The 18,000-nt window shown below is 65.0% G+C and carries 19 protein-coding genes; 9 read left to right on the top strand and 10 right to left on the bottom strand.

The window, feature by feature from the left end; all coding sequences use genetic code 11:
- Positions 1-23: 23 nt before the first annotated feature.
- Together K6G35_RS26165 and K6G35_RS26160 are read right to left on the bottom strand one after the other, a co-directional pair.
- Complete coding sequence (locus tag K6G35_RS26165) at positions 24-2,165, bottom strand: TonB-dependent copper receptor (protein ID WP_495676576.1); 2,142 nt, start codon at positions 2,163-2,165, stop codon at positions 24-26.
- A gap of 85 nt (positions 2,166-2,250) precedes the next feature.
- The gene (locus tag K6G35_RS26160; protein WP_495676575.1) at positions 2,251-2,619 is read right to left on the bottom strand and encodes a DUF2946 domain-containing protein; all 369 of its coding nucleotides are present in this window, start codon (positions 2,617-2,619) and stop codon (positions 2,251-2,253) included.
- Between the two features lie 234 nt (positions 2,620-2,853).
- Between K6G35_RS26160 and K6G35_RS26155 the strand changes: the two genes are divergently transcribed.
- The 4 genes from K6G35_RS26155 to K6G35_RS26140 all read left to right on the top strand — a co-directional run bounded on the left by K6G35_RS26155 (position 2,854) and on the right by K6G35_RS26140 (position 5,846).
- Positions 2,854-2,976, top strand: coding sequence for a hypothetical protein (locus K6G35_RS26155; protein ID WP_272938066.1), 123 nt, complete (start codon positions 2,854-2,856; stop codon positions 2,974-2,976).
- Between the two features lie 102 nt (positions 2,977-3,078).
- On the top strand, positions 3,079-4,065 hold the full coding sequence (locus tag K6G35_RS26150) for a Bug family tripartite tricarboxylate transporter substrate binding protein (RefSeq protein WP_495676574.1): 987 nt from the start codon (positions 3,079-3,081) through the stop codon (positions 4,063-4,065).
- Positions 4,066-4,110: 45 nt separating this feature from the next.
- Positions 4,111-5,466 carry an acyclic terpene utilization AtuA family protein gene (locus K6G35_RS26145; RefSeq protein ID WP_495676573.1) on the top strand — a complete coding sequence of 452 codons (1,356 nt, stop codon included), beginning with the start codon at positions 4,111-4,113 and terminating at the stop codon, positions 5,464-5,466.
- Positions 5,467-5,495: 29 nt separating this feature from the next.
- Positions 5,496-5,846: an AtuA-related protein gene (locus K6G35_RS26140; RefSeq protein WP_008643500.1), complete on the top strand. Its 351-nt coding sequence runs from the start codon at positions 5,496-5,498 to the stop codon at positions 5,844-5,846.
- Here K6G35_RS26140 and K6G35_RS26135 read toward each other — a convergent pair.
- Genes K6G35_RS26135 through K6G35_RS26125 form a run of 3 tightly spaced genes read right to left on the bottom strand, consistent with a single transcriptional unit; the run spans position 5,756 to position 8,617 of the window.
- On the bottom strand, positions 5,756-6,613 hold the full coding sequence (locus K6G35_RS26135) for an IclR family transcriptional regulator (RefSeq protein ID WP_008643498.1): 858 nt from the start codon (positions 6,611-6,613) through the stop codon (positions 5,756-5,758). The genes K6G35_RS26140 and K6G35_RS26135 overlap by 91 nt on opposite strands.
- A 43-nt stretch (positions 6,614-6,656) precedes the next feature.
- Entirely contained in the window at positions 6,657-7,850 is a 1,194-nt protein-coding gene (locus K6G35_RS26130) for an acyl-CoA dehydrogenase family protein (RefSeq protein ID WP_495676572.1), read from the bottom strand.
- Positions 7,851-7,864: 14 nt separating this feature from the next.
- A complete protein-coding gene (locus K6G35_RS26125; protein WP_024570409.1) occupies positions 7,865-8,617 on the bottom strand; it encodes an SDR family NAD(P)-dependent oxidoreductase in 753 nt (250 codons plus the stop codon).
- Positions 8,618-8,767: 150 nt separating this feature from the next.
- Between K6G35_RS26125 and K6G35_RS26120 the strand changes: the two genes are divergently transcribed.
- The 3 genes from K6G35_RS26120 (at position 8,768) to K6G35_RS26110 (ending at position 13,021) form a co-directional block, all read left to right on the top strand.
- Complete coding sequence (locus K6G35_RS26120) at positions 8,768-9,424, top strand: GntR family transcriptional regulator (protein ID WP_186425207.1); 657 nt, start codon at positions 8,768-8,770, stop codon at positions 9,422-9,424.
- A 204-nt stretch (positions 9,425-9,628) separates the two neighbouring features.
- Positions 9,629-10,474 carry a DUF3626 domain-containing protein gene (locus K6G35_RS26115; RefSeq protein WP_035883612.1) on the top strand — a complete coding sequence of 282 codons (846 nt, stop codon included), beginning with the start codon at positions 9,629-9,631 and terminating at the stop codon, positions 10,472-10,474.
- Positions 10,475-10,795: 321 nt separating this feature from the next.
- A complete protein-coding gene (locus K6G35_RS26110; protein ID WP_495676571.1) occupies positions 10,796-13,021 on the top strand; it encodes a TonB-dependent receptor in 2,226 nt (741 codons plus the stop codon).
- Positions 13,022-13,074: 53 nt separating this feature from the next.
- Here the strand turns inward: K6G35_RS26110 and K6G35_RS26105 are convergent, their stop codons facing one another.
- From K6G35_RS26105 to K6G35_RS26085, 5 genes are all read right to left on the bottom strand, one after another.
- Positions 13,075-13,470, bottom strand: coding sequence for a hypothetical protein (locus K6G35_RS26105; protein WP_008643486.1), 396 nt, complete (start codon positions 13,468-13,470; stop codon positions 13,075-13,077).
- An 89-nt stretch (positions 13,471-13,559) separates the two neighbouring features.
- Positions 13,560-14,966, bottom strand: a complete 1,407-nt coding sequence (locus tag K6G35_RS26100) for an efflux transporter outer membrane subunit (RefSeq protein WP_495676570.1) — start codon at positions 14,964-14,966, stop codon at positions 13,560-13,562.
- Between the two features lie 18 nt (positions 14,967-14,984).
- A complete protein-coding gene (locus K6G35_RS26095) occupies positions 14,985-16,163 on the bottom strand; it encodes an HlyD family secretion protein (protein WP_317915452.1) in 1,179 nt (392 codons plus the stop codon).
- Positions 16,164-16,556, bottom strand: a complete 393-nt coding sequence (locus K6G35_RS26090; RefSeq protein ID WP_035883617.1) for a DUF3302 domain-containing protein — start codon at positions 16,554-16,556, stop codon at positions 16,164-16,166.
- Positions 16,557-16,609: 53 nt separating this feature from the next.
- Positions 16,610-16,945 carry a hypothetical protein gene (locus K6G35_RS26085; protein ID WP_008643472.1) on the bottom strand — a complete coding sequence of 112 codons (336 nt, stop codon included), beginning with the start codon at positions 16,943-16,945 and terminating at the stop codon, positions 16,610-16,612.
- Between the two features lie 220 nt (positions 16,946-17,165).
- Between K6G35_RS26085 and K6G35_RS26080 the strand changes: the two genes are divergently transcribed.
- Together K6G35_RS26080 and K6G35_RS26075 are read left to right on the top strand one after the other, a co-directional pair.
- Positions 17,166-17,612 carry a hypothetical protein gene (locus K6G35_RS26080; RefSeq protein ID WP_008643470.1) on the top strand — a complete coding sequence of 149 codons (447 nt, stop codon included), beginning with the start codon at positions 17,166-17,168 and terminating at the stop codon, positions 17,610-17,612.
- A 165-nt stretch (positions 17,613-17,777) separates the two neighbouring features.
- Positions 17,778-17,966 carry a hypothetical protein gene (locus tag K6G35_RS26075; RefSeq protein WP_035883619.1) on the top strand — a complete coding sequence of 63 codons (189 nt, stop codon included), beginning with the start codon at positions 17,778-17,780 and terminating at the stop codon, positions 17,964-17,966.
- The last annotated feature ends 34 nt before the right edge of the window (positions 17,967-18,000 follow it).

Raw genomic sequence — 18,000 nt, 5'->3', positions numbered from 1 at the left:
TTTCTACTTTTGCCGCCCCGCCCTCAGATCTTGATGCGCAACCGCCCCCAGAACGTCCGCCCCGGCGACATGATTGGCGTGGAGGCGGCGTAGCCGAAGCCGGCGTTACCGGCGAGGTTCAGATGCTCGGTGTAGGCCTTGTCGAACAGGTTGTCGATGCCGATCGACAGCTGCGCGCTCTTGTTGAAGTTGTACTGCGCATTCACCGAGACCACGCCAAAGCCGGCGCTCGGCCCGAAATCCTGACCGACCACATTCCCCTCGTGCAGCGCATAGCGACGCTGCGGCGCCACGACGCGCCACAGACCGCCGACCGACCACTCGCGCCACGTGTAATCGGCGCTCAGACGCATCTCGAGTGGCGGAATCTGCGGCAGCGGGTCGCCGCTGTCCACGTTGCGGCCCCAGGCATAGGCGACTGACCCGCCCAGCTTCCAGCTTGCGCTGGGGTACCAGAACGTGCTGACCTCACCGCCCATGATCTGCGCGTTGACATTGCTGGCCTGCGACAGGTTCGCGGTCGCGCCGGAGCCATAGGAAAACAGGATGAAGTCGTTGACGTAACCGGCGTACGCGGAGATCGAAGCGTCCAGCGTCTTGGTGCGATAGCGGGCGCCGATGTCGAGTTGGGTGGTCTTCTCGGGCTCGATGCCCGTGAACGCGTTCGTCGACCCAGACGGGCCACGTTTCGGCGAGAACAGCTCCCAGTAGTCAGGAAAGCGCTCGGTGTGCCCGAGTCCGGCGTACCAGGTCACCGGCGTTTCCGCTAGCGAGTGCTCATAGCGCAGGAAGCCGCTCGGCAACAACTGACTGCGCGTCTCATCCACGGTGGGATTCGGCATCTTCATCATGCCCATCGACCCACTGACCGTGGCACGCTCGTCCGTGGCGCCCGAGCGGTCCAGCCGTGCCCCGGCAACCACGCGCCGCGCGTCATTGATTTCCCAGGTCAGTTCACTGAAGAGGCCATAGTTCGAAAGCGACGCCGACGGATTCCATGGCATCGACGACGGGCTCAGCACGCCCATGGCCGAGCGGGTATCGAGGCTATTCGACTGCGCATCGAAGCCAGCCACCCATTGCACGTTCGCACTGAGGTCGAAGGTCGCGGCGATGCGACCGCCTGCGGTACGGCGGCGCACGTCTGAAGCCATGGCCATGCTGCCTGGAGGTGGTGTCCGCAAGGTGTAGTTGTCCATGCGATGGTCGGCATCGCTGTAATACACCTCGGCGTCGACGCGGCGAAGGAACTCGCCGATGTTCTGCTTCTTGAAGCGCAACTGGAAACTGTCGCGCTTGAAGCGCACGCCGTCCATGCCGCGCCCGGCGTAGCGGGCGTTGCCGTCACCGGTGCTGGCGGCGAGTTCGATGAGCGTGTTGGCATCGGGAGTGATGCCCACCGCCGCGTCCGCATTCCACTTGCTCCAGGCCGAAGGCACGGTATTGCCGTTGCCGTCGCGATAGTCCTGGGCGTACGACTTGTTGGCATTCAGGCGTCCGTAGACTTCGGGGGTGCCAGCAGTGACTTCAAGGTTCTCGTCATTGCGGCCATTCGATCCGCCCACCAGGCTCGCATCCATGCGCACGCCGGGCTTGTCGAAACGTGGCGCCTCGCGCTCGAACAGCACTGTGCCGGCCGATGCGCCCGGGCCGTAGAGCACGGTCTGCGGGCCCTTGATCACGGTGACCTTGTCGTAGCTCTCCGGGGCGATGTACGAGGTGGGCGGGTCCATCCGGCCGGGACATGCGCCCAGGCTCGGCGCGCCGTTGGCCAGCATGTTGAGTCGAGACCCGAACATGCCGCGCAGGACGGGGTCGCCATTGCTGCCGCCATTGCGGATCGCGGTGAACCCGGGCACGGTTTTCAGGTAATCGGCGCCGTCGCTCGCGGGCAAAGGCTGTCGCGGTGCCTTGGGGTCCGTCACGACAACGATTGGGATATTGAGGGGACTCGCGGAGACCTCGACAGTCGGCAGCACAACTTCGGCCGCGGCGTCGTTGCTGGTGTGCTCGGTATGTTCCGTGTTCTCAGCGGCACGGCTGGCAAAGGGTGCGCAGGCAACGAGCGAGAGCAGAAGGACCGATGCGCGATGCGAATAGCGATCGCGATCGCGATCGAACGGAGACAGCGCGCAGGCACGCTGGATTTTGTTTGGGATAAGCATTTGAACAGCGCAATGACACCCACCCGCTCGTGATGACATCGCGAGCGAGGGCGTGATAAGAATCAGAAGGACGGTTTAGGCGTGTTCAGATGCTGAATGGCGGCGCGCGCGATGGGCGGCGCAGATAGCGCCGGTGCCGCACCCCTGCGGGCAGGCGGGGCAGCACGGCAGCAGACGTGATGACACTTGCCGGAGTGGTGTCGATTGACGTGGTCGCCAGCGCAGGCAAATGCGCGAGCAGGCCGCAATAGCCGCAATGGTTGAAGTGCGCGGCGAACGAATCATCGAGCGAAGCCTCACTCTGGCCGCCGGTCTGGTGCCCGGCCGCGCTGCAGACCGTGTCGACAGGCAGCTTCGCGCCGCTCACGAGCGTCGACGCGAGCGGCATGAGCGTGGCCAGCAGAATGGCGAGAATCCCCAGCCAGGCAGTGCGATAAGACGACTGTCGGCGCATCAGGAAAACTCGAAGCGGTGGTGTTTCGTACGACGGTGCATGTCCAGCTGCGGCGACAAGTCACCGACTACGGAAGGCGCGAGCGATATGCTCGCAAGGCTGATTGGTTGATGGCAAGGCGATCCAGACCTGAGCATCCGGTGTGCAATCAGCCGCCGTCCGGAATGATGTGGAGTCGCGACTATACCGGCCTTGACCTGCGTCAGTGCCCCGATATCGGATGGATGCGACCCCTTGTCGCAGCCGGCGGATCTTCGGCAGATCCTCGGCAATCTGCGGGCAGACCTGACGGCGCAGGCGCTGTTCGCGATGCGCCAGACGCTTGCCATTGGTGACCGTCGAATTTTCATTCATTGAAAATTTCGGCCGATTGATTGACGCCGTTTCCGGCTGCTTCCTACCATGTGCCGCATAGAGTTTCCATCGATGAAACCAATGCCTGCATACAGGAGACAGCCGATGATCACCTTCCCGCGCCAGCGTCTGCTGGCCGCCGTCCTGCCGCTTCTCTGCCTGGCGGCCAACACGCCGGCCGGCGCCACCGAAGCGTTCCCGACCAAGCCGATCCGGCTCGTGGTGCCGTTCACCCCGGGCGGCACGACGGACATCCTCGCGCGCCTGATCGCGCAGAAGTCGGGCGAAGTGCTCGGGCAGTCTGTCATCGTCGACAACCGGCCCGGCGCGGGCGGCAATATCGGCGCTGAGGCGGTCGCGCGCGCAACCCCAGACGGCTACACGCTGCTGATGGGCACGCTTGGCACGCAGGTCACGAACCAGTTCATCTATGCCCGGATGCCGTACGACAGCGCGAAGGACTTCGCGCCCGTCACGCTGGTCGCCAATTCCCCGAACGTGTTGCTGGTCAACAGCACGCTGCCCGCGAACTCAGTCGGCGAGCTGATTGCGCTGGCCAAGCGGGAGCCCGGCAAGATCAACTACGCGTCGACGAGCACCGGGGGCTCCCCTCACCTTTCGGGGGAACTGCTCAACGCGATGGCCGGCACGACCATGCAGCACGTGCCCTACAAGGGTGCTGCCCCCGCGATGACCGACCTGCTTGCGGGACAGGTCAACCTGATGTTCGACAACCTGCCCTCCGCCCTTGCGCAGATCCAGGCCGGCAAGGTCAAGGCGCTCGCGGTGACTAGCATCAAGCGGGCATCGGTACTGCCCGCCGTGCCGACGGTGCGTGAATCCGGGCTGCCCGGATACGAAGTCAACTCGTGGTTCGGTCTGCTGGCACCAGCCGGCACGCCGCCGGAGCGCGTGCGCCAGATCCAGCAGGCGGTCGACAAGGCACTGGCGATGCCGGATGTGCGCAAACGCATCGAGCAACTCGGTGCCGAGCCGGGCGGCGAAGGCTCCGCCGCGTTTGCGGCCGAAATCAAGGCCGATACCGAGAAATGGTCGCGCGTGATCAAGAGCGCCGGCATCAAGGCGCAATGAGCGGCACCCCCCTCGCTCCATCGTCAAACCAGGACACTTGAAGTCATGACCCAGAAGACTACGCTTCGCATCGGCTCCGGATCCGGCTGGTGGGGAGACCGCGTCGAGCCGGCGGAACGGTCCGCGCGTCTCGGCAAGCTCGACTACCTCTGCTTTGAAACCATGGCCGAGGCAACGGTATCGGCCGCGCAGGTGCGCAAGCGACGCGATCCCGCGTTTGGCGGCTACGACACGTATCTGGACGACCGGATGCGTGCCGTGTTGCCCCACTGCATTGCCAATGGCACACGCATTATCAGCAACCAGGGCTGGATTCACCCGCTTGGCGCGGCCAGGCGCGTCGCGGAATTGTGCGAGGAACTCGGCCTGCCCGGCGTGAAAATTGCCGCCGTCACCACGACCGATCTCACGGGCAGCATCTGCGAACTCGATCTCACGCTGTTCGAGACCGGCGCCCATGTGTCGACGCTGCGGGAAACGCTGATCAGCGCGGAGCCGTATGAGGGCGCCGGTCCGATCGTCGAAGCACTGCGAGCTGGCGCGCAGATCGTGATCACCGGGCGGGTTGCCGATCCGTCATTGTTCCTGGCGCCGATGATCCATCATTTCGGCTGGCAGCCGGACGACGTCGCCCTGCTGGCGCGGGGCAGTGCTATCGGCCATCTGCTCGAATGCGGCGCACAGGTGACCGGCGGGTACTTCGGCGATCCAGGCTACAAGGACGTGCCCGAGCCGTGGAACCTGGCATTTCCGATCGCCGAGGTGGAGGCCGACGGCAGCGCCGTGATCGCGAAGGTGGCGGGCAGCGGTGGCCGCATCGACCTGCAAACGGTCAAGGAGCAGATGTTCTATGAAGTTCACGATCCGCGGCGCTATATCACGCCGGATGTCATCGTGGACTTCTCGACCGCCGTGCTGGAGCAGGTTGGCCCCGACCGCGTACGCATCAGCGGAGTCAGCGGCCTGCCGCGTACCGATACGCTCAAGGTGTCGCTGGGCTGCACCGAAGGGCATATCGGCGAGGACATGTTCTTCTATGCCGGCCCGGGCTGCCTGGAGAAGGCGAAGCTGGCAAAGCGCATTCTCGAGGAACGGTTTGCCATGGCGAATCTGCGGGCCGACGAGTTGCGTATCGACTTCCTCGGCGTCAATGCCGTGCACGGCGTGGCTTCGCCAGAACCGGCGTGCGAGCCTAACGAGATCGCGATACGTGTGGCGGCCCGCACCCGCACGAAGGAAGAAGCGGTCAAGGTGGGGCGGGAAATCGACAGCATGGCCGTATGCGGACTGGCCTCCACCGGCAAGCGCGTGCCCCATCAGGACCGCACGCGCGAGATTATCGGCGTGTGGTCGGCCCTGGTGCCGCGCGCGCTGATCCAGTCGCGGGTCCAGTTCGTCTGACCCTGCCAACCTGATCGGGAGACATCATCATGCGCGTTCCGCTGCGCCGCCTCGCCCACAGCCGCTCCGGCGACAAGGGCAATACCTCGAACACGGCCGTTATTGCCTACGCGCCGGAGTTCTATCCGCATATCAAGCAGCAACTGACGGCCGACGCGTTCAAGGCGCACTACGGCACGTTGATCACGGGGCCGGTCACACGGTTTGACGTGGATGGCCTGCAGGTCCTCAACTTCGTGGCTGAGGGCGCGCTCGGTGGTGGGGTGTCCCGCAGCCTGGCAATCGACAACTACGGCAAGGCCTTGGCCAGCGCGGTGCTGCGCTTCGAGGTGGAGATTCCGGATGCGCTGGCCCCTCTGCTTCGCGGGCCGGCACGTTGAGTGCCCCCTGCGGGCACCACGGCGCGCGTCCATGCGCTGGTGATGCGGCGCGCTTCCTGTCGTAGCAGCCGCGCCATGGCGGCCTCACGGCTGCGGATGCGGGTACTCAGGGCCGCCACGCTTAACGCGCCGATGGGCCAGCCGTCGTAGTCGAGGATCGGCACGGCGATGCCGCCCATCCCCTCCACCACCCAATCCAGAAACAGCACGTAGCCGCGCGCGCACGCGGCGTCCGCCTCGGCAGCAATGGATGCCGCATTGAGTTGCGGGTAGTTGGCCAGCTTGCGGGCCGTTTGCTGCAGGCGTCGCGCGCGCTCGGCCGGTGGCAGCCACGCCAGCACCGCCAGACTGCCCGCGCCAACCCCGAGCGGACGTCGTGTGCCCACCGTCACGTAATTGGCGTGAACGGGATACGTGCCCGTGATCACCTCCGAACACACGGCTTCGCCGCGGCTGGTTTCCGTCAGCACCGCCGTATCGCCGAAGGCGTCCTGGAGCCGTTCCAGAGCGGGTCGCGCAAGCTGGCGCAGGTCCACACGCCGCTGCCCGACATCCGCAAGCTGGAACACCTCCGGGCCGATGCCATAGTGGCGCCTGGCATCGCGTGTGGCAAAGCCTTCCTGCACCAGCAGGTCGAGCAGGCGCGACGTGGTGGCCGGGTCCAGGCCTGTGGCGCGTGCCACGTCGCTCATGCGGCGCACTTCGGGGTCGGAGAGCGCCCGCAGCACGGCAAGCGCGCGCTGGACCGGGGAGGATCGCGTCGCCATGATGCGATGGCCCTAGCGGGCCGCCATGGCTTCACCCATGCGCTCAGCCATGGTGCGAGGACTGCAGCGTGTCGCGCTTGATCTTCTTCGCCAGCGACCACTTGTGGACTTCGGTCGGGCCGTCGTAGATCCGGAACGCGCGCAACTCGCGGAAGGCCTGGTCGACGATGGTGTCGCGGGAAACGCCGTTGCCGCCCAGAATCTGCACGCAGCGGTCCGCCACGCGGAACAGTGCTTCGGAGACGGCCACCTTCGCCATCGAGCTTTCCGTCGTGCCCGCCGAGCCGGTGTCGAGCACGCCCGCGCACCAGTCGATCATCAGCGCCGCCTGCTGCAGGTCGATCAGATTTTCAGCCAGCATAAAGCCCACGCCCTCATGGTCGATCAGCAGCTTGCCGAACGCCTTGCGCGTGGTGGCATAGGCGCGCGCGATCTCGTCCGCGCGCGTGACTGTGCCGAACCAGCGCATGCAGTGAGAAAGCCGGGCCGGTGACAGCCGTACCTGCGCATAGCGGAACCCTTCGTTGACCTCGCCCAGCACCTGTTCGGCCGGCAGGCGCAATCCATCGATGAGCACTTGCGCGTGGCCACCGGGCATCGAACTGTCGATCGTGTCGATCACGCGCTCGGTGCGGATGGCGGGATGCGGAAGGTCGACCAGGAACATGGTGGCTTGCGCGCGCTCGCCGTCGCCGGTACGCGCCATCACGATGCCCACCCGCGCACCCTCGGCGCCGGTGATGAACTTCTTGCGACCGTTGAGTACCCAGTCGTTGCCGTCGCGTACCGCCGTGGTGCTCAGCATCGAGGGGTCCGATCCCGCCCCGCCCTCTTCCGCCGGCTCGGTCATGAAGAACGCCGAGCGTGCTTCGCCGCGCACCAGTGGCTCAAGAAATCGCGCCTTCTGCGCGGCGGTGGCCACCTTGCCCAGCAGGAACATGTTGCCTTCGTCGGGCGCCATGGTATTGACGGCGACCGGACCAAGCGGCGACAGGCCCGAGCGCTTGAGCACGGCGGCCGTCTCGAGTTGGCTCAGGTGCCCGCCGTCGGGCAGGATGTGGGGCGTCATGACGCCAGCGGCACGTGCCTTGGCGCGAAGCTCCAGCACCAGTTCCTCGGTGGGGCCGTGAGCGGTGCAGCGCGGATCTTGTTCGTACGGCGCGACCACGTCGCGCACGAAGCGCTCGACGCGATCCGCGATGTCACGGCTGCGTTCGGTGGGACAGGGTGTGAACATGAATGCCATTCCTCTCAAAGTGTATTGACCAGATGCCCGCCGTCGACCGGCAGCACGGCGCCCGTCATGTAGCGCGAGGCATCGGATGCCAGCAGCAACAGCGGGCCGTCGAGATCCTCGGGCTGCCCCAGCCGGCGCTGCGGAATGCGCTGGATGAGGGCCTTGCCCGCATCGGTCTGCCAGAAGTCGTGGTTGATTTCAGTATCGATGTACCCGGGCGCGAGGGCGTTCACCCGAATGCCGTGGCGTGCCCATTCCAGTGCCAGTGTCCGCGTCAGTTGCACGACGCCTGCCTTGGACACGGCATAGGACACTACCCCGCCCGCTTGCCGCAGCCCGAGAATCGACGCCACGTTGATGATGCTCCCGCCGCCGCGTTCGCGCATCCCGGAGGCCAGCGCCTGCGCCATGAAGAACATGCCCTTTAGGTTGGTGTCCAGCACCACATCCCAGTCTTCTTCCGAATGCTTGAGGGCAGCGCCCTCGCGAACCAGCCCGGCGTTGTTGACCAGGATGTCGATTGGGCCCGCTTCTTCCACCATCGCCGCGCGCGACGATGCGCTGGTGACGTCGAGCGCCACGCAACGGGCGCGGCCATACGGCTCAAGCTGTTTCGCCACCGATTGCAGCGCATCCACTCGCCGTGCCGCAAGCACCACTTCCGCGCCATGCGCGGCCAGCCGTTGCGCGAAATGCGCGCCGAGCCCGCTCGAGGCGCCGGTGACCAGCGCCCGCTTGCCGGCCAGTCCGAGCAGTGTCTCCTTCATCCCCTGTCTCCTTCCAATTGCATGGTAGGGGCAAATTGTAGGATGATTTCATCCTATGTCAATGGATGTGGCGCCTCACCGGCCGGTATTGCCACAACCTTTCCGCTAGAATCGCGCCCTGTGCCACATTCGACCTCTCCATCCCTCGCCATGTCGATCGATTCGCCCGTCAACGCAGGCCCAGCAAGCCGCAGCGCATCGGACTCGGTGTTCTTCGGGATCATGAATGGTCTGGAACTTGGCACGTTCGTGCCTGGCCAGCGGCTGGTGGAAACCGATCTCGTCGAGCAGTTCGGCGTGGGGCGGAATTCCGTGCGCGAAGCGCTGCAGCGGCTGGCTGCGGAGGGCATCGTTGACCTGCCGCGCCATCGCGGCGCCATCATCCGGCGCCTGAGCCTGCAGGAGACACTCGACGTGCTCGATGTGGCGGAACGCATGACTGGCCTGCTCGCGCGCGCCGCCACGCGGGGAAGCGGCGACCGGACACTCGCGCAGGCGCTGCGCGCATCGGTGCAAGCGCTCGTGGTCGCGGAAAAGACCCACGACGGCGAAGCGTTTTCCACCGCGAGGCGTCATTTCTATCGCACGCTGCTGGATATGGGCGATAACCGCGAATTGCGGCGGCTCTTTCCCACAATCCAGATGCCGATCGTCCATGCACAGCATCGGCTGGCGTCATTGCGGCAGATGCGGCTGGATGACTACAAGCGCATCGCCACGGCCGTGCAGGCGGGCGAACCCGATGCCGCCGAAGCTGCCGGCACCGCGCACGTGCAGAACGTGCGTGGTGCGATCCTGGGTCAGTAGCACAGGCGACTCCGGACGCTCCGCCCGGTGAAGTCGCACATCGACCGGATCGACCGGCTGGACTGGCTGGACCGGGACCGCAATTGACGCTGTCGGTGACGCTGAACTCAGCCCGACGACGAAGGGGTTGCGTGACGGGGCTACGCTAGAATCGACTCCAGCCCCCGCCCCCCGCCCCCCGCCCTATCGCCAGCCTCGAAACATATGTCTTCCGAAAGCTCGCCCGCAGATCGCGCATTGGCCCATGTCGCCGGGCAATGCGGCGGCAGTCCCATTGATCCGACCTGGCGAGTCACGCTGAACTTCCATCCGGACCGGATGTTTGAGGGGCGACCGCTGCTGGCGGCAATGGCTAACGATGGCGTCTATCGATCCCAGTTCGAAACCGGCACGAGCAATGGCGGCTTGACCGCGTATCCCGGCGGGGACCGCTGGCATTGGGAGAGCCGGATCTTCGGACGGGCCTACGACGCGGCCCCGCCGTCCGACCGGCCACGCTATGGCGCGCTCAATATCGACCACGCCGGGGCAGGCGCCGCGCCGCGTTTTGGCTCGGCACACCTGCGGCTTGCCGCCGGAGTGCTGGCCCGCGCCACGTTCTGTCACCCGGACAGCGTCTATGAGCCGACGCATTTTGGGGTGGCCGATCGCTTTGCGCTGGCGGAGCGGCTGGCCGCCGTCGCGGGCCACGATGATCCGCTCGACCATTATGTGGAAGCGCATGTTCATGGCCCCGTGCTGCTCGCACAGGACGTGGAGGCGATCGTGCTCGATCCCTCGTATCGGAATACTGAGGTCGAGGCCCTCGCGCTCGCATTGCCCTGTCGCGTCGAATGGCATGCCGGATTTCTTGCGGATGCGGATCAACTGAGCCGTGACGCCGCCTACCGCGGCGAGGCCGTAGCCGAATTCGCGGCATCACTGGCGGGCAATGGCATCTTGACGCCCGCGCGAATAGGCGAAGCGGCGCGCGCCGATCGCCACGATCCGCAGATGCTCAAGAAAGCCTGGCACTGCCTGGCACGTTTCGGCAACCGCAATCGGCCGTAAGCCACAAGCCGCAAGCCCGTGAAGGCGGCGGGCAGGTGGCGGCTGTCCCCCCCGAGGAATAGGGCCTGAAGATCACGAGGGCTCCCTTCGGCAAGCTACCTTTTCGGCACGGCAAATTCCCGATGACGATCCCGGTGAGACATCGCCGAGAGCCCATGAGTGGCATGGGGGGTTTTTAGCGAACGTTTACAAATTGTGACATCCCCAATACAATCCGCCTGTAAACAATAATGATTCGCACTTAATACCCTGGTTTGTCGTGTATTAGACACCTCATCGGGGGCAAGCCGCCTCTTGTTTTTCCTCTTCCCTCCCATCGTCATGTCAGCCCACGCCACATCGCGTGTACGCCTGGTCGCGTACGCGTGTGCCCTCTGCTGCTCCGGATTCGCAGCCTCCCAGTCCGCATCTGCCCAGACCACGGATAACCCGCCGTCCGCGAAATCCACGGAGGCGACGTTGCCGACCGCTGTGGTCACGGCCGATTCGCCGTTGCAGACCAAGGAGCTGCCGTCATACAAGTTCGTGGCGCCGCTGCTGGACACGCCGCGCTCGGTGACGGTTATCCCCGAGGAGGTCATCAAGCAGACCAACGCGACGACGTTCGCCGAAGCACTGAAGACGGTGCCGGGCGTTACGTTCCTGGGTGGCGATGCCGCGGCGAATCCGTCCGCGGATCGCCCCGTGATCCGTGGCTTCGAGTCGCGCAACTCGATCTTCGTCGATGGCATGCGCGACTCCGGCGTGCAGAACCGTGAAACGTTTGCCGTCGAGCAGATCAGCGTGGTCAAGGGGCCGGATTCGGTGTACGCGGGCCGTGGCGCGGTGGGCGGCAGCATCGACATCGTGACCAAGATGCCCCGTCTCGACGATTTCACGAACGCCAGCCTTGGCCTGGGCACCGAAGCCTACAAGCGCGCGACCGTGGATATGAACCGCAAGATCAATGACGAGACCGCGGTACGTCTGAACGTGATGGGATACGACGCCAACCAGCCCGGTCGCAACAACGTCTACAGCAAGCGCTGGGGCGTGTCGCCGTCGGTGGCATTCGGCCTGAACTCGCCCACCACGGTGTACGTGAGCTACTACCACCTGAACAGCTACGACATGCCGGACTTCAGCGTGCCGTTCCGATCGACCGGTGGCACGCCTGGCGCGAACAGCGGCATCGAGCGCTCGCAGTTCTATGGCCTGAACAACCGCGACTACCGCCGGGGCCAGACCGATACGGGCGAGATCCGCGTCGAACATCGCCTCGACGAGAACTGGAAGCTGCGCAATACCACCATGTTTGGCCGCTCGACGCTGGACTATGTGGCCACCAATCCGCAGTTCCTCAGCACCAATCCGAACATCCTGCAACTGCAGGCCAAGAGCGGCAAGTACGCGACCAACAGCGTGGCGAACCAGACCGAGGTCTCGGGCAAGGCCACGCTATTCGGCATGGAACACAGCCTGTCCGCCGGGATGGAATTCAGCTGGGAACGCAGCACGTACGAGGGCTACCTTGTGAGCGACAGCGCCGGCAACAATATTCGCTCGGGCGGACCATGCACGGTAGCCTACAACTGCACCCCGATTGGCGGATGGGACTCCAACGCACCGTGGACCGGCAGCATCGTGCTGAATGGCGACAAGGGATTCCCGGGCGCGCCGACCTACACGCATACCAACGTGGCATCGGCCTATCTGTTCGACAGCATCAAGCTCAGCGAGCGCTGGCTGTTCAATGCCGGCACGCGATTCGACCGCTTCGATGTCTCCTCCACGCAGGCAGGCGCGCCAGACCTGAACAATATCTCGAACCTGTTCAGCTACCAGCTTGGTCTGGTGTTCAAGCCGGTGCAGACGGTCAGCCTGTACGCTTCGTATGGCACGTCGGCCAATCCGCCGGGTGCGAATAGCGGTCTGGGTGGCGGCACCGACCAGATCACCGCGACCAACCAGAACCTTTCGCCGGAACGCAGCCGCAATATCGAAGTGGGTGCCAAGTGGGATGTGCTGGACCGCCGTCTCTCGCTGACTTCCGCGCTGTTCCAGACCGACAAGACCAACGCGCGCGTCAGCGATGGCCTGGGTGGCACGGTCAACGCGGGCAGCCAGCGCGTGCGCGGCGCCGAACTCGGCTTTGCGGGCAATCTGACCAACCAGTGGCGCGTGTTCGGCGGCTACTCGTACCTGAACGCGATCACCACCGACGCCGGCCCGGCGAACCCGACCGCCTCGGGCCTGCCGATGGTGATGGTGCCCAAGCACAACTTCGTGCTGTGGACCTACTATGACGTGCTGCCCAAGCTGTCGATTGGCGGTGGCGCCACGTTCTCGAGCCTTACCTACGCATCCGTCACGGCCACCACGCGCAAGTGGACGCCGGGGTACGCCCGCTTCGATGCCGTTGCGACGTATCGCCTCGACAAGACCATGGACTTGCAGTTGAACTTGCAGAACATCTTCGACAAGAAGTACTACTCGTCGGCCTACCCGATCTACGCCACGTGGGCACCGGGGCGCTCGGCAGTGCTGACCCTCAACGTCCACATGTAAGCCGTCCTTCAAGGCTTACTTCGCCAGTCGTCTCCGCCTGACCCACAATGGTTTCAGGCGGAGGCCCTGGCTTCGAGGCGCGCGGCATAGAACGCGCAGGCCAGGAAGAACGCCGCGCACAGGCCATAGCCGAGGGGAAAACTGGTCAGGTTCCACAAGTTGACGCGCCAGTTCACGAAGCTCAGCCGGCCCTGCGACAAGCGAACGGCCGTCATGATGTACATCGCCGGCACGATGCATAGCGGCAGCGCCTGATAGCGGTGCTGCCGGAACAGCAGCCAGGACGCCCAGCCGATCAGGATCGGCGTCCAGAGAAACAACAGGCAATCGGCCGGATCGACCGGCATCGGCGCGCGGATCATCAGGACCGACACCCCGATGAGCGATACCAGCGACCAGCCTGCCAGGAACAGGATCAGCAGATTGGTGTGCCACTTGCGGGGTTGCATGGGGGTGACTTCGTCGTCTGGAAACCTGCCCGCATGATGAAAGGTCGCCGTGAAGGCGTCTACTGTGACTAGTCACAGTGCCCGGGTCCTTATGTACCCGTCCCCGTCCCCGTAGCTGTAGCTGTGGCTTCCGGCCTCCAGTCCCCGCCCAACGCCAGCAACAGCGACACGCGCTGGTCAAGGTGATCGGCTTCCACATTCACGAGATCCATCTCGGCCGCCACCAGCGTCTGCCGCTGCTGCTGCAGACTCCGTGTGTCCGACGCGCCGATCGTCACGCGTGTTTCCTCTCGCTGCACCAGCACCCGACGCTCGTTCACGCGCTCGCGGAGTTGCCTGGTGCGTTCGGCATAGCCAGACTCTGCCCGTAACCCGGTTTCGACCTCACCCAGCGCCCGCAGCGCACTGTTGCCATAGGCGATCAGTGCCGCCTTCTGCTCTGCCGTGTAGTAGTCCACACGGGCCTTCAGTTCCCCGCCCATGAAGATCGGGGCAAAGAAGGCACCATTCAGACCCTTGACCGGGCTACCGGCCTGATTGAGCAGGAACACATCGCTGCGGATGCCGGTAACGGCCGCGCTGATCGAGATGCGCGGCAGACGTGCGGCTTCCGCCGATTGCCGCATGTCGAACGCCGCCGCAACGCGATGCGCGGCGGCAGTCAGGTCGGGGCGACGCTCGACCACGCTCGCCGGCAGGCTCGCATTCGGCGCTGGCGGCATGGCAGGCAGGGTCGGCACGGTCGCGATGTCTCCGGCCGGGTAGCGGCCCAGCAGCAGCTCCAGCGCCTGCGCGGCCTGGCTCCTGGCCAGTGCGGCCTTCTCGATACTGTCGCGCTGTGCGTGCAGGGTGTTCCTGGCTTCCAGCAGGTCGGTCTCCGGCGCAATGCCGATGGTCACCCGCTGGCCGACAATTCGCACCAGTTCCTCCTGAATGGTGGCGGATTGCCGCAACCGGTCTTCGAGCACGGTGTATCGGATCAGCGAGAACCATGCCTTGGCAGTGGTCGCCACAATCACGCGCTGCGCCCAGAGATAGTCGTCCTGTGTAGCGGCGTATTGCGATTCGGCTGAGCGGGACTCGGCGCGGATGCGCCCCCACAGGTCCACCTCCCAGCTTGCGCCGATGGAGAGGATCTGCGTTTCCGAGTTGCCCGCCCTGCCCTTCACGCCGGCGCTTGGCAGCAGCCCGCTCCGTGCGATGGCAACGAGCGCCTGCGCCTGCTGCACACGCGCCTCCGCAAGTCGCAGATCGCCGTTGTGCGCGATGGCTTCCCGCACGAGCCGTTGCAGTTCGGCATCGTCGAACGCGGCAAGCCAGCCATCGGCGACAGCGGCGCCCGATGTCGGGTTTGCCCACCCGGCCCGCCCTTCGAGCGAGGGAACGGTTTGTTGGCGAAGGTCCTCGCCCTTTGGCGGGGTCTGCAGGGCACACCCGGCAAGCATGGCAACCGGCAGCGCCAGCAGCAGGGACTTCTTGATCTGAGATGACGACATAAGCTTGTCTCCCGTGGCCTAGTGCAGCTTGAACACGAGGTAGTTCAGCTTGGAACTGACGCGCAGGAAGACCATGCGGATGATATGGAACATCTCCATGCGCTCCGTGTAGATCGCGCCAGCACCCACCGCGCCGACGGGCAGCGTCAGTCCGCTCGATTCGTCGCGGAGCGCAAGCTTGACCGCGAACCGGTTCGGCACCACATCCGTGGCCCCGGTGTTCGGAATCATGCCGCCCTGCGCGAACTGGCCTTGCGATTGGGCCCAGACGATCGAATCGACGCGGGCCTTGATAATCTCGCCCGGGGCCGTCGGCAGATAGATTTCAGCGAGATCGCCCGTCTTGACGTTGTAGAGCTCGTTCTGATGATAGAAGGCCAGGACCTCCTGCTCATCCTCCACGAAGCTGAATGCCGGGGAGAACGGGAACGGCACGAGCATGGTGCCGACGCGCACCTGCAAGTTCACGACCCTGCCGTCCGACGGCGCCCGATAGACCGTCTGCTCCAGCTCCCAGCGGGCGTTCTCGAGCATGACTTCGGTCTCGGCGCGCTTGGCGCGCGCGGTGGCGATCGCGACAAACTCTCCCTGGCTTTTGGCCGATAGCTTCTGCCGGGCCTCTTCCTCCGCGGCCTGGGCACTGAGCAGATCGCCTTCCAGTTCGTGCTCGCGAGCGCTGGCTTCCTCACGGTCGAATTTCGACCCGGCACCGGCGGCGAGCAGCGCATCGTGCTCGCTGACCCGCCTGCGGGCCAGCGACAGCCTGGCCTGCACGGCACTCACCCGCCCCGCAGCGCCACGCACCGATTCACTTAGCTGACGTGCCGCCGCTTCGGCTTCGGCGAGCGCCGCATCGTCGGCCATCAGCCTGCCTTCGAGCTGCCTGACCGACGCCTGATATGGCGTTGGATCGATACGCAGCAGCACGTCGCCCTTCTTGTAGCTTCGGTTGCCTTCGGCCGGCAGTTCGACGATGCGGCCCCGGACCTGCGGCACCACCTGCAGGACCTTGCCGACCACCCGCACGTCATGCGAGGACGGCGCCACCACGTTTAGCGTCAGGACCAGCACCGTCATCGCCACCACCGGAATGGTGACCACGATCACCATGGTCGGGGTGTTCCACGGCAGCCACTTGAACTTGAAGAAGACCAGCCAGACGGCCAGCGCGTAGACACCGAGTATCAGCGCGTCCATTCAGATTGGCTCCTTTCCGGCGCGAATCTCGCCGGGCGCTTCATCGTCTTCCGGCGCCTGATCGGTGCCGTAGGCCGCCCGGTAGAACACGGGCTTGGTATGGGCCCACAGCCAGGCCAGCGGCCACAGCAGCCCTCCGAAGAACAGCGAAAGCAGGCACAGCGAATGGATCGCCTCCTTCTGCGGATGCCGCTTGCGATGCGCGATCTTCTCGGGCCAGATATGCAGCATCCAGAACAGGTAGATCCCCGCCATCGGCACGAAGATCAGTACCACCCAGGAAATGGCATTCGCCACGGTCTCCAGGGTCTTGCCACGGAGCGCGGACGCAAAAGCAGGTTCGGTCGATGCAAGCAGGAGAATGCCTGCCAACAGATAGGGGCGCAGTTTCATCGAATCGTCTTGTTGTCTGAAGCTCGAAAGCTCGGGCGCAATGCGCCGACCGGTCAGTTGCCGGAGGCGTTGTCACGCGGCGCGTCCCGGCTGGCATCTTCGTGCGCGTGCCGGAGCGGCTGGCTGGCGGGGGTGTAGGGGGCTTCGCCTTCATCGCCCTCTGATATGTCGTTTGCGTAGAGCAGGTTGTACTTGCTGCCGGCAGGACCATCGGAAGCATGGCAGCCGGCGGGTTTCGCGGCCACTCCGGCGCCCTGGCATACGTGCGACCAGTCAGGCAATGCTGGCGATGCCATGTCGCTCGCGAGTTGCGCATAAGCATGGCCAGCGCCCGCGATCAGCAGCGCAATACCAAAGACCCGGACGGCCGGACGGCAGTGATTGATCATGTCTGGAGGTTCGTTCGGAAGAAGCGCACACCTTAGGGCGACGTGCCGATCTCGGCTATCAAAGAACTTAGAAAGTGCGTGGGCGCGACATTGACTGGATACCGGTGTCGCGCTGTTTTTCTAATTTCTTTGATAGTCGTGGCGTAGTGGTACGGCCTACCCTGTGCGCCGTCGTAACTCGCTCGGGTGTAGCCCAGGCTCCCCCGATATGCAGCGCCCAATGAATGCTTTCCGCTCGATCGCCACGCGCCTGATGGCCGTGGCAGCCATCGGCGCCCTGTCCGCGTGCGCAGTGCCAACCGCCGAAACCCTGAGCCCGTTCCAGGAGCCCTGGCCCTGGACCAAGGTCGTGCTCGTCAATCGCACCAATCACGACGTGCTGGCCGTGCACGCGGGCCAGTGCGAGACCGGACCCGCACCCCGCCAATCGCAATCGATGCCAGCCTATTGCTTCCTCGGCAAGAAGCCGGAAGCGCCCATTGCCATTACATGGAGCGATAGCGGCACTGGCGCGCCGCACACCACCGCCGTGGCACTGCCGCCCTTGTGGCGCGAGAAGCCTGGACCCGATGACCTCACGACGGGCTATCTGTGCGTGCTGTTGCGCGAGGATGAGCGCCCAAGCATGACCATCGTTGCCACGCCGGAAGCGTGCGCGGTGCTCTAGCACGAACCACGTGCCTTCCTGATGCATCGATGTGGCGTATCGCCGTATAGCCGCATCGATGCATCGCCCTACCTGACACACATGTAGTCACGGTAGCGTCATCTTCGGTCCTTAGGCTTGCGGGGCTTTCAAAGCACCCCAGACATTCCTCATGCCAAGGACCCCATGCAACGTATGCGTTTGATCCGGGCGCTGCTGGTCGCCAGCCTGGTGGCCATCGGCACTGTCGCCTGCGGCGGCAACGATGACAGCCCACCTCAGCAGCCTGTCTCGCCCCCTCAGCAGCCCTCCACGCCCGACGGCGCTCCCAGCCCCACCGAGCCGGCCAAGCCGGACATGCGCTGCGCGCCCTGAATGCGCGCACGGCTCAACCCTCACTCGATGACAT

The organism is Cupriavidus sp. HY129 (assembly GCF_059492215.1).
This window is presented reverse-complemented; position numbering and strand designations above follow the sequence as displayed.

Bases quoted from the DNA above. Each gene is read 5' to 3' on its own strand.
- K6G35_RS26130 (WP_495676572.1), bottom strand. From the start codon at position 7,850: ATGTTCACACCCTGTCCCACCGAACGCAGCCGTGACATCGCGGATCGC.
- K6G35_RS26145 (WP_495676573.1), top strand. From the start codon at position 4,111: ATGACCCAGAAGACTACGCTTCGCATCGGCTCCGGATCCGGCTGGTGG.
- K6G35_RS26160 (WP_495676575.1), bottom strand. From the start codon at position 2,619: ATGCGCCGACAGTCGTCTTATCGCACTGCCTGGCTGGGGATTCTCGCC.
- K6G35_RS26075 (WP_035883619.1), top strand. From the start codon at position 17,778: ATGCAACGTATGCGTTTGATCCGGGCGCTGCTGGTCGCCAGCCTGGTG.
- K6G35_RS26165 (WP_495676576.1), bottom strand. From the start codon at position 2,165: ATGCTTATCCCAAACAAAATCCAGCGTGCCTGCGCGCTGTCTCCGTTC.
- K6G35_RS26135 (WP_008643498.1), bottom strand. From the start codon at position 6,613: ATGGCGACGCGATCCTCCCCGGTCCAGCGCGCGCTTGCCGTGCTGCGG.
- K6G35_RS26150 (WP_495676574.1), top strand. From the start codon at position 3,079: ATGATCACCTTCCCGCGCCAGCGTCTGCTGGCCGCCGTCCTGCCGCTT.
- K6G35_RS26105 (WP_008643486.1), bottom strand. From the start codon at position 13,470: ATGCAACCCCGCAAGTGGCACACCAATCTGCTGATCCTGTTCCTGGCA.
- K6G35_RS26100 (WP_495676570.1), bottom strand. From the start codon at position 14,966: ATGTCGTCATCTCAGATCAAGAAGTCCCTGCTGCTGGCGCTGCCGGTT.
- K6G35_RS26090 (WP_035883617.1), bottom strand. From the start codon at position 16,556: ATGAAACTGCGCCCCTATCTGTTGGCAGGCATTCTCCTGCTTGCATCG.
- K6G35_RS26085 (WP_008643472.1), bottom strand. From the start codon at position 16,945: ATGATCAATCACTGCCGTCCGGCCGTCCGGGTCTTTGGTATTGCGCTG.
- K6G35_RS26110 (WP_495676571.1), top strand. From the start codon at position 10,796: ATGTCAGCCCACGCCACATCGCGTGTACGCCTGGTCGCGTACGCGTGT.
- K6G35_RS26115 (WP_035883612.1), top strand. From the start codon at position 9,629: ATGTCTTCCGAAAGCTCGCCCGCAGATCGCGCATTGGCCCATGTCGCC.
- K6G35_RS26095 (WP_317915452.1), bottom strand. From the start codon at position 16,163: ATGGACGCGCTGATACTCGGTGTCTACGCGCTGGCCGTCTGGCTGGTC.
- K6G35_RS26140 (WP_008643500.1), top strand. From the start codon at position 5,496: ATGCGCGTTCCGCTGCGCCGCCTCGCCCACAGCCGCTCCGGCGACAAG.
- K6G35_RS26120 (WP_186425207.1), top strand. From the start codon at position 8,768: ATGTCGATCGATTCGCCCGTCAACGCAGGCCCAGCAAGCCGCAGCGCA.
- K6G35_RS26080 (WP_008643470.1), top strand. From the start codon at position 17,166: ATGAATGCTTTCCGCTCGATCGCCACGCGCCTGATGGCCGTGGCAGCC.
- K6G35_RS26125 (WP_024570409.1), bottom strand. From the start codon at position 8,617: ATGAAGGAGACACTGCTCGGACTGGCCGGCAAGCGGGCGCTGGTCACC.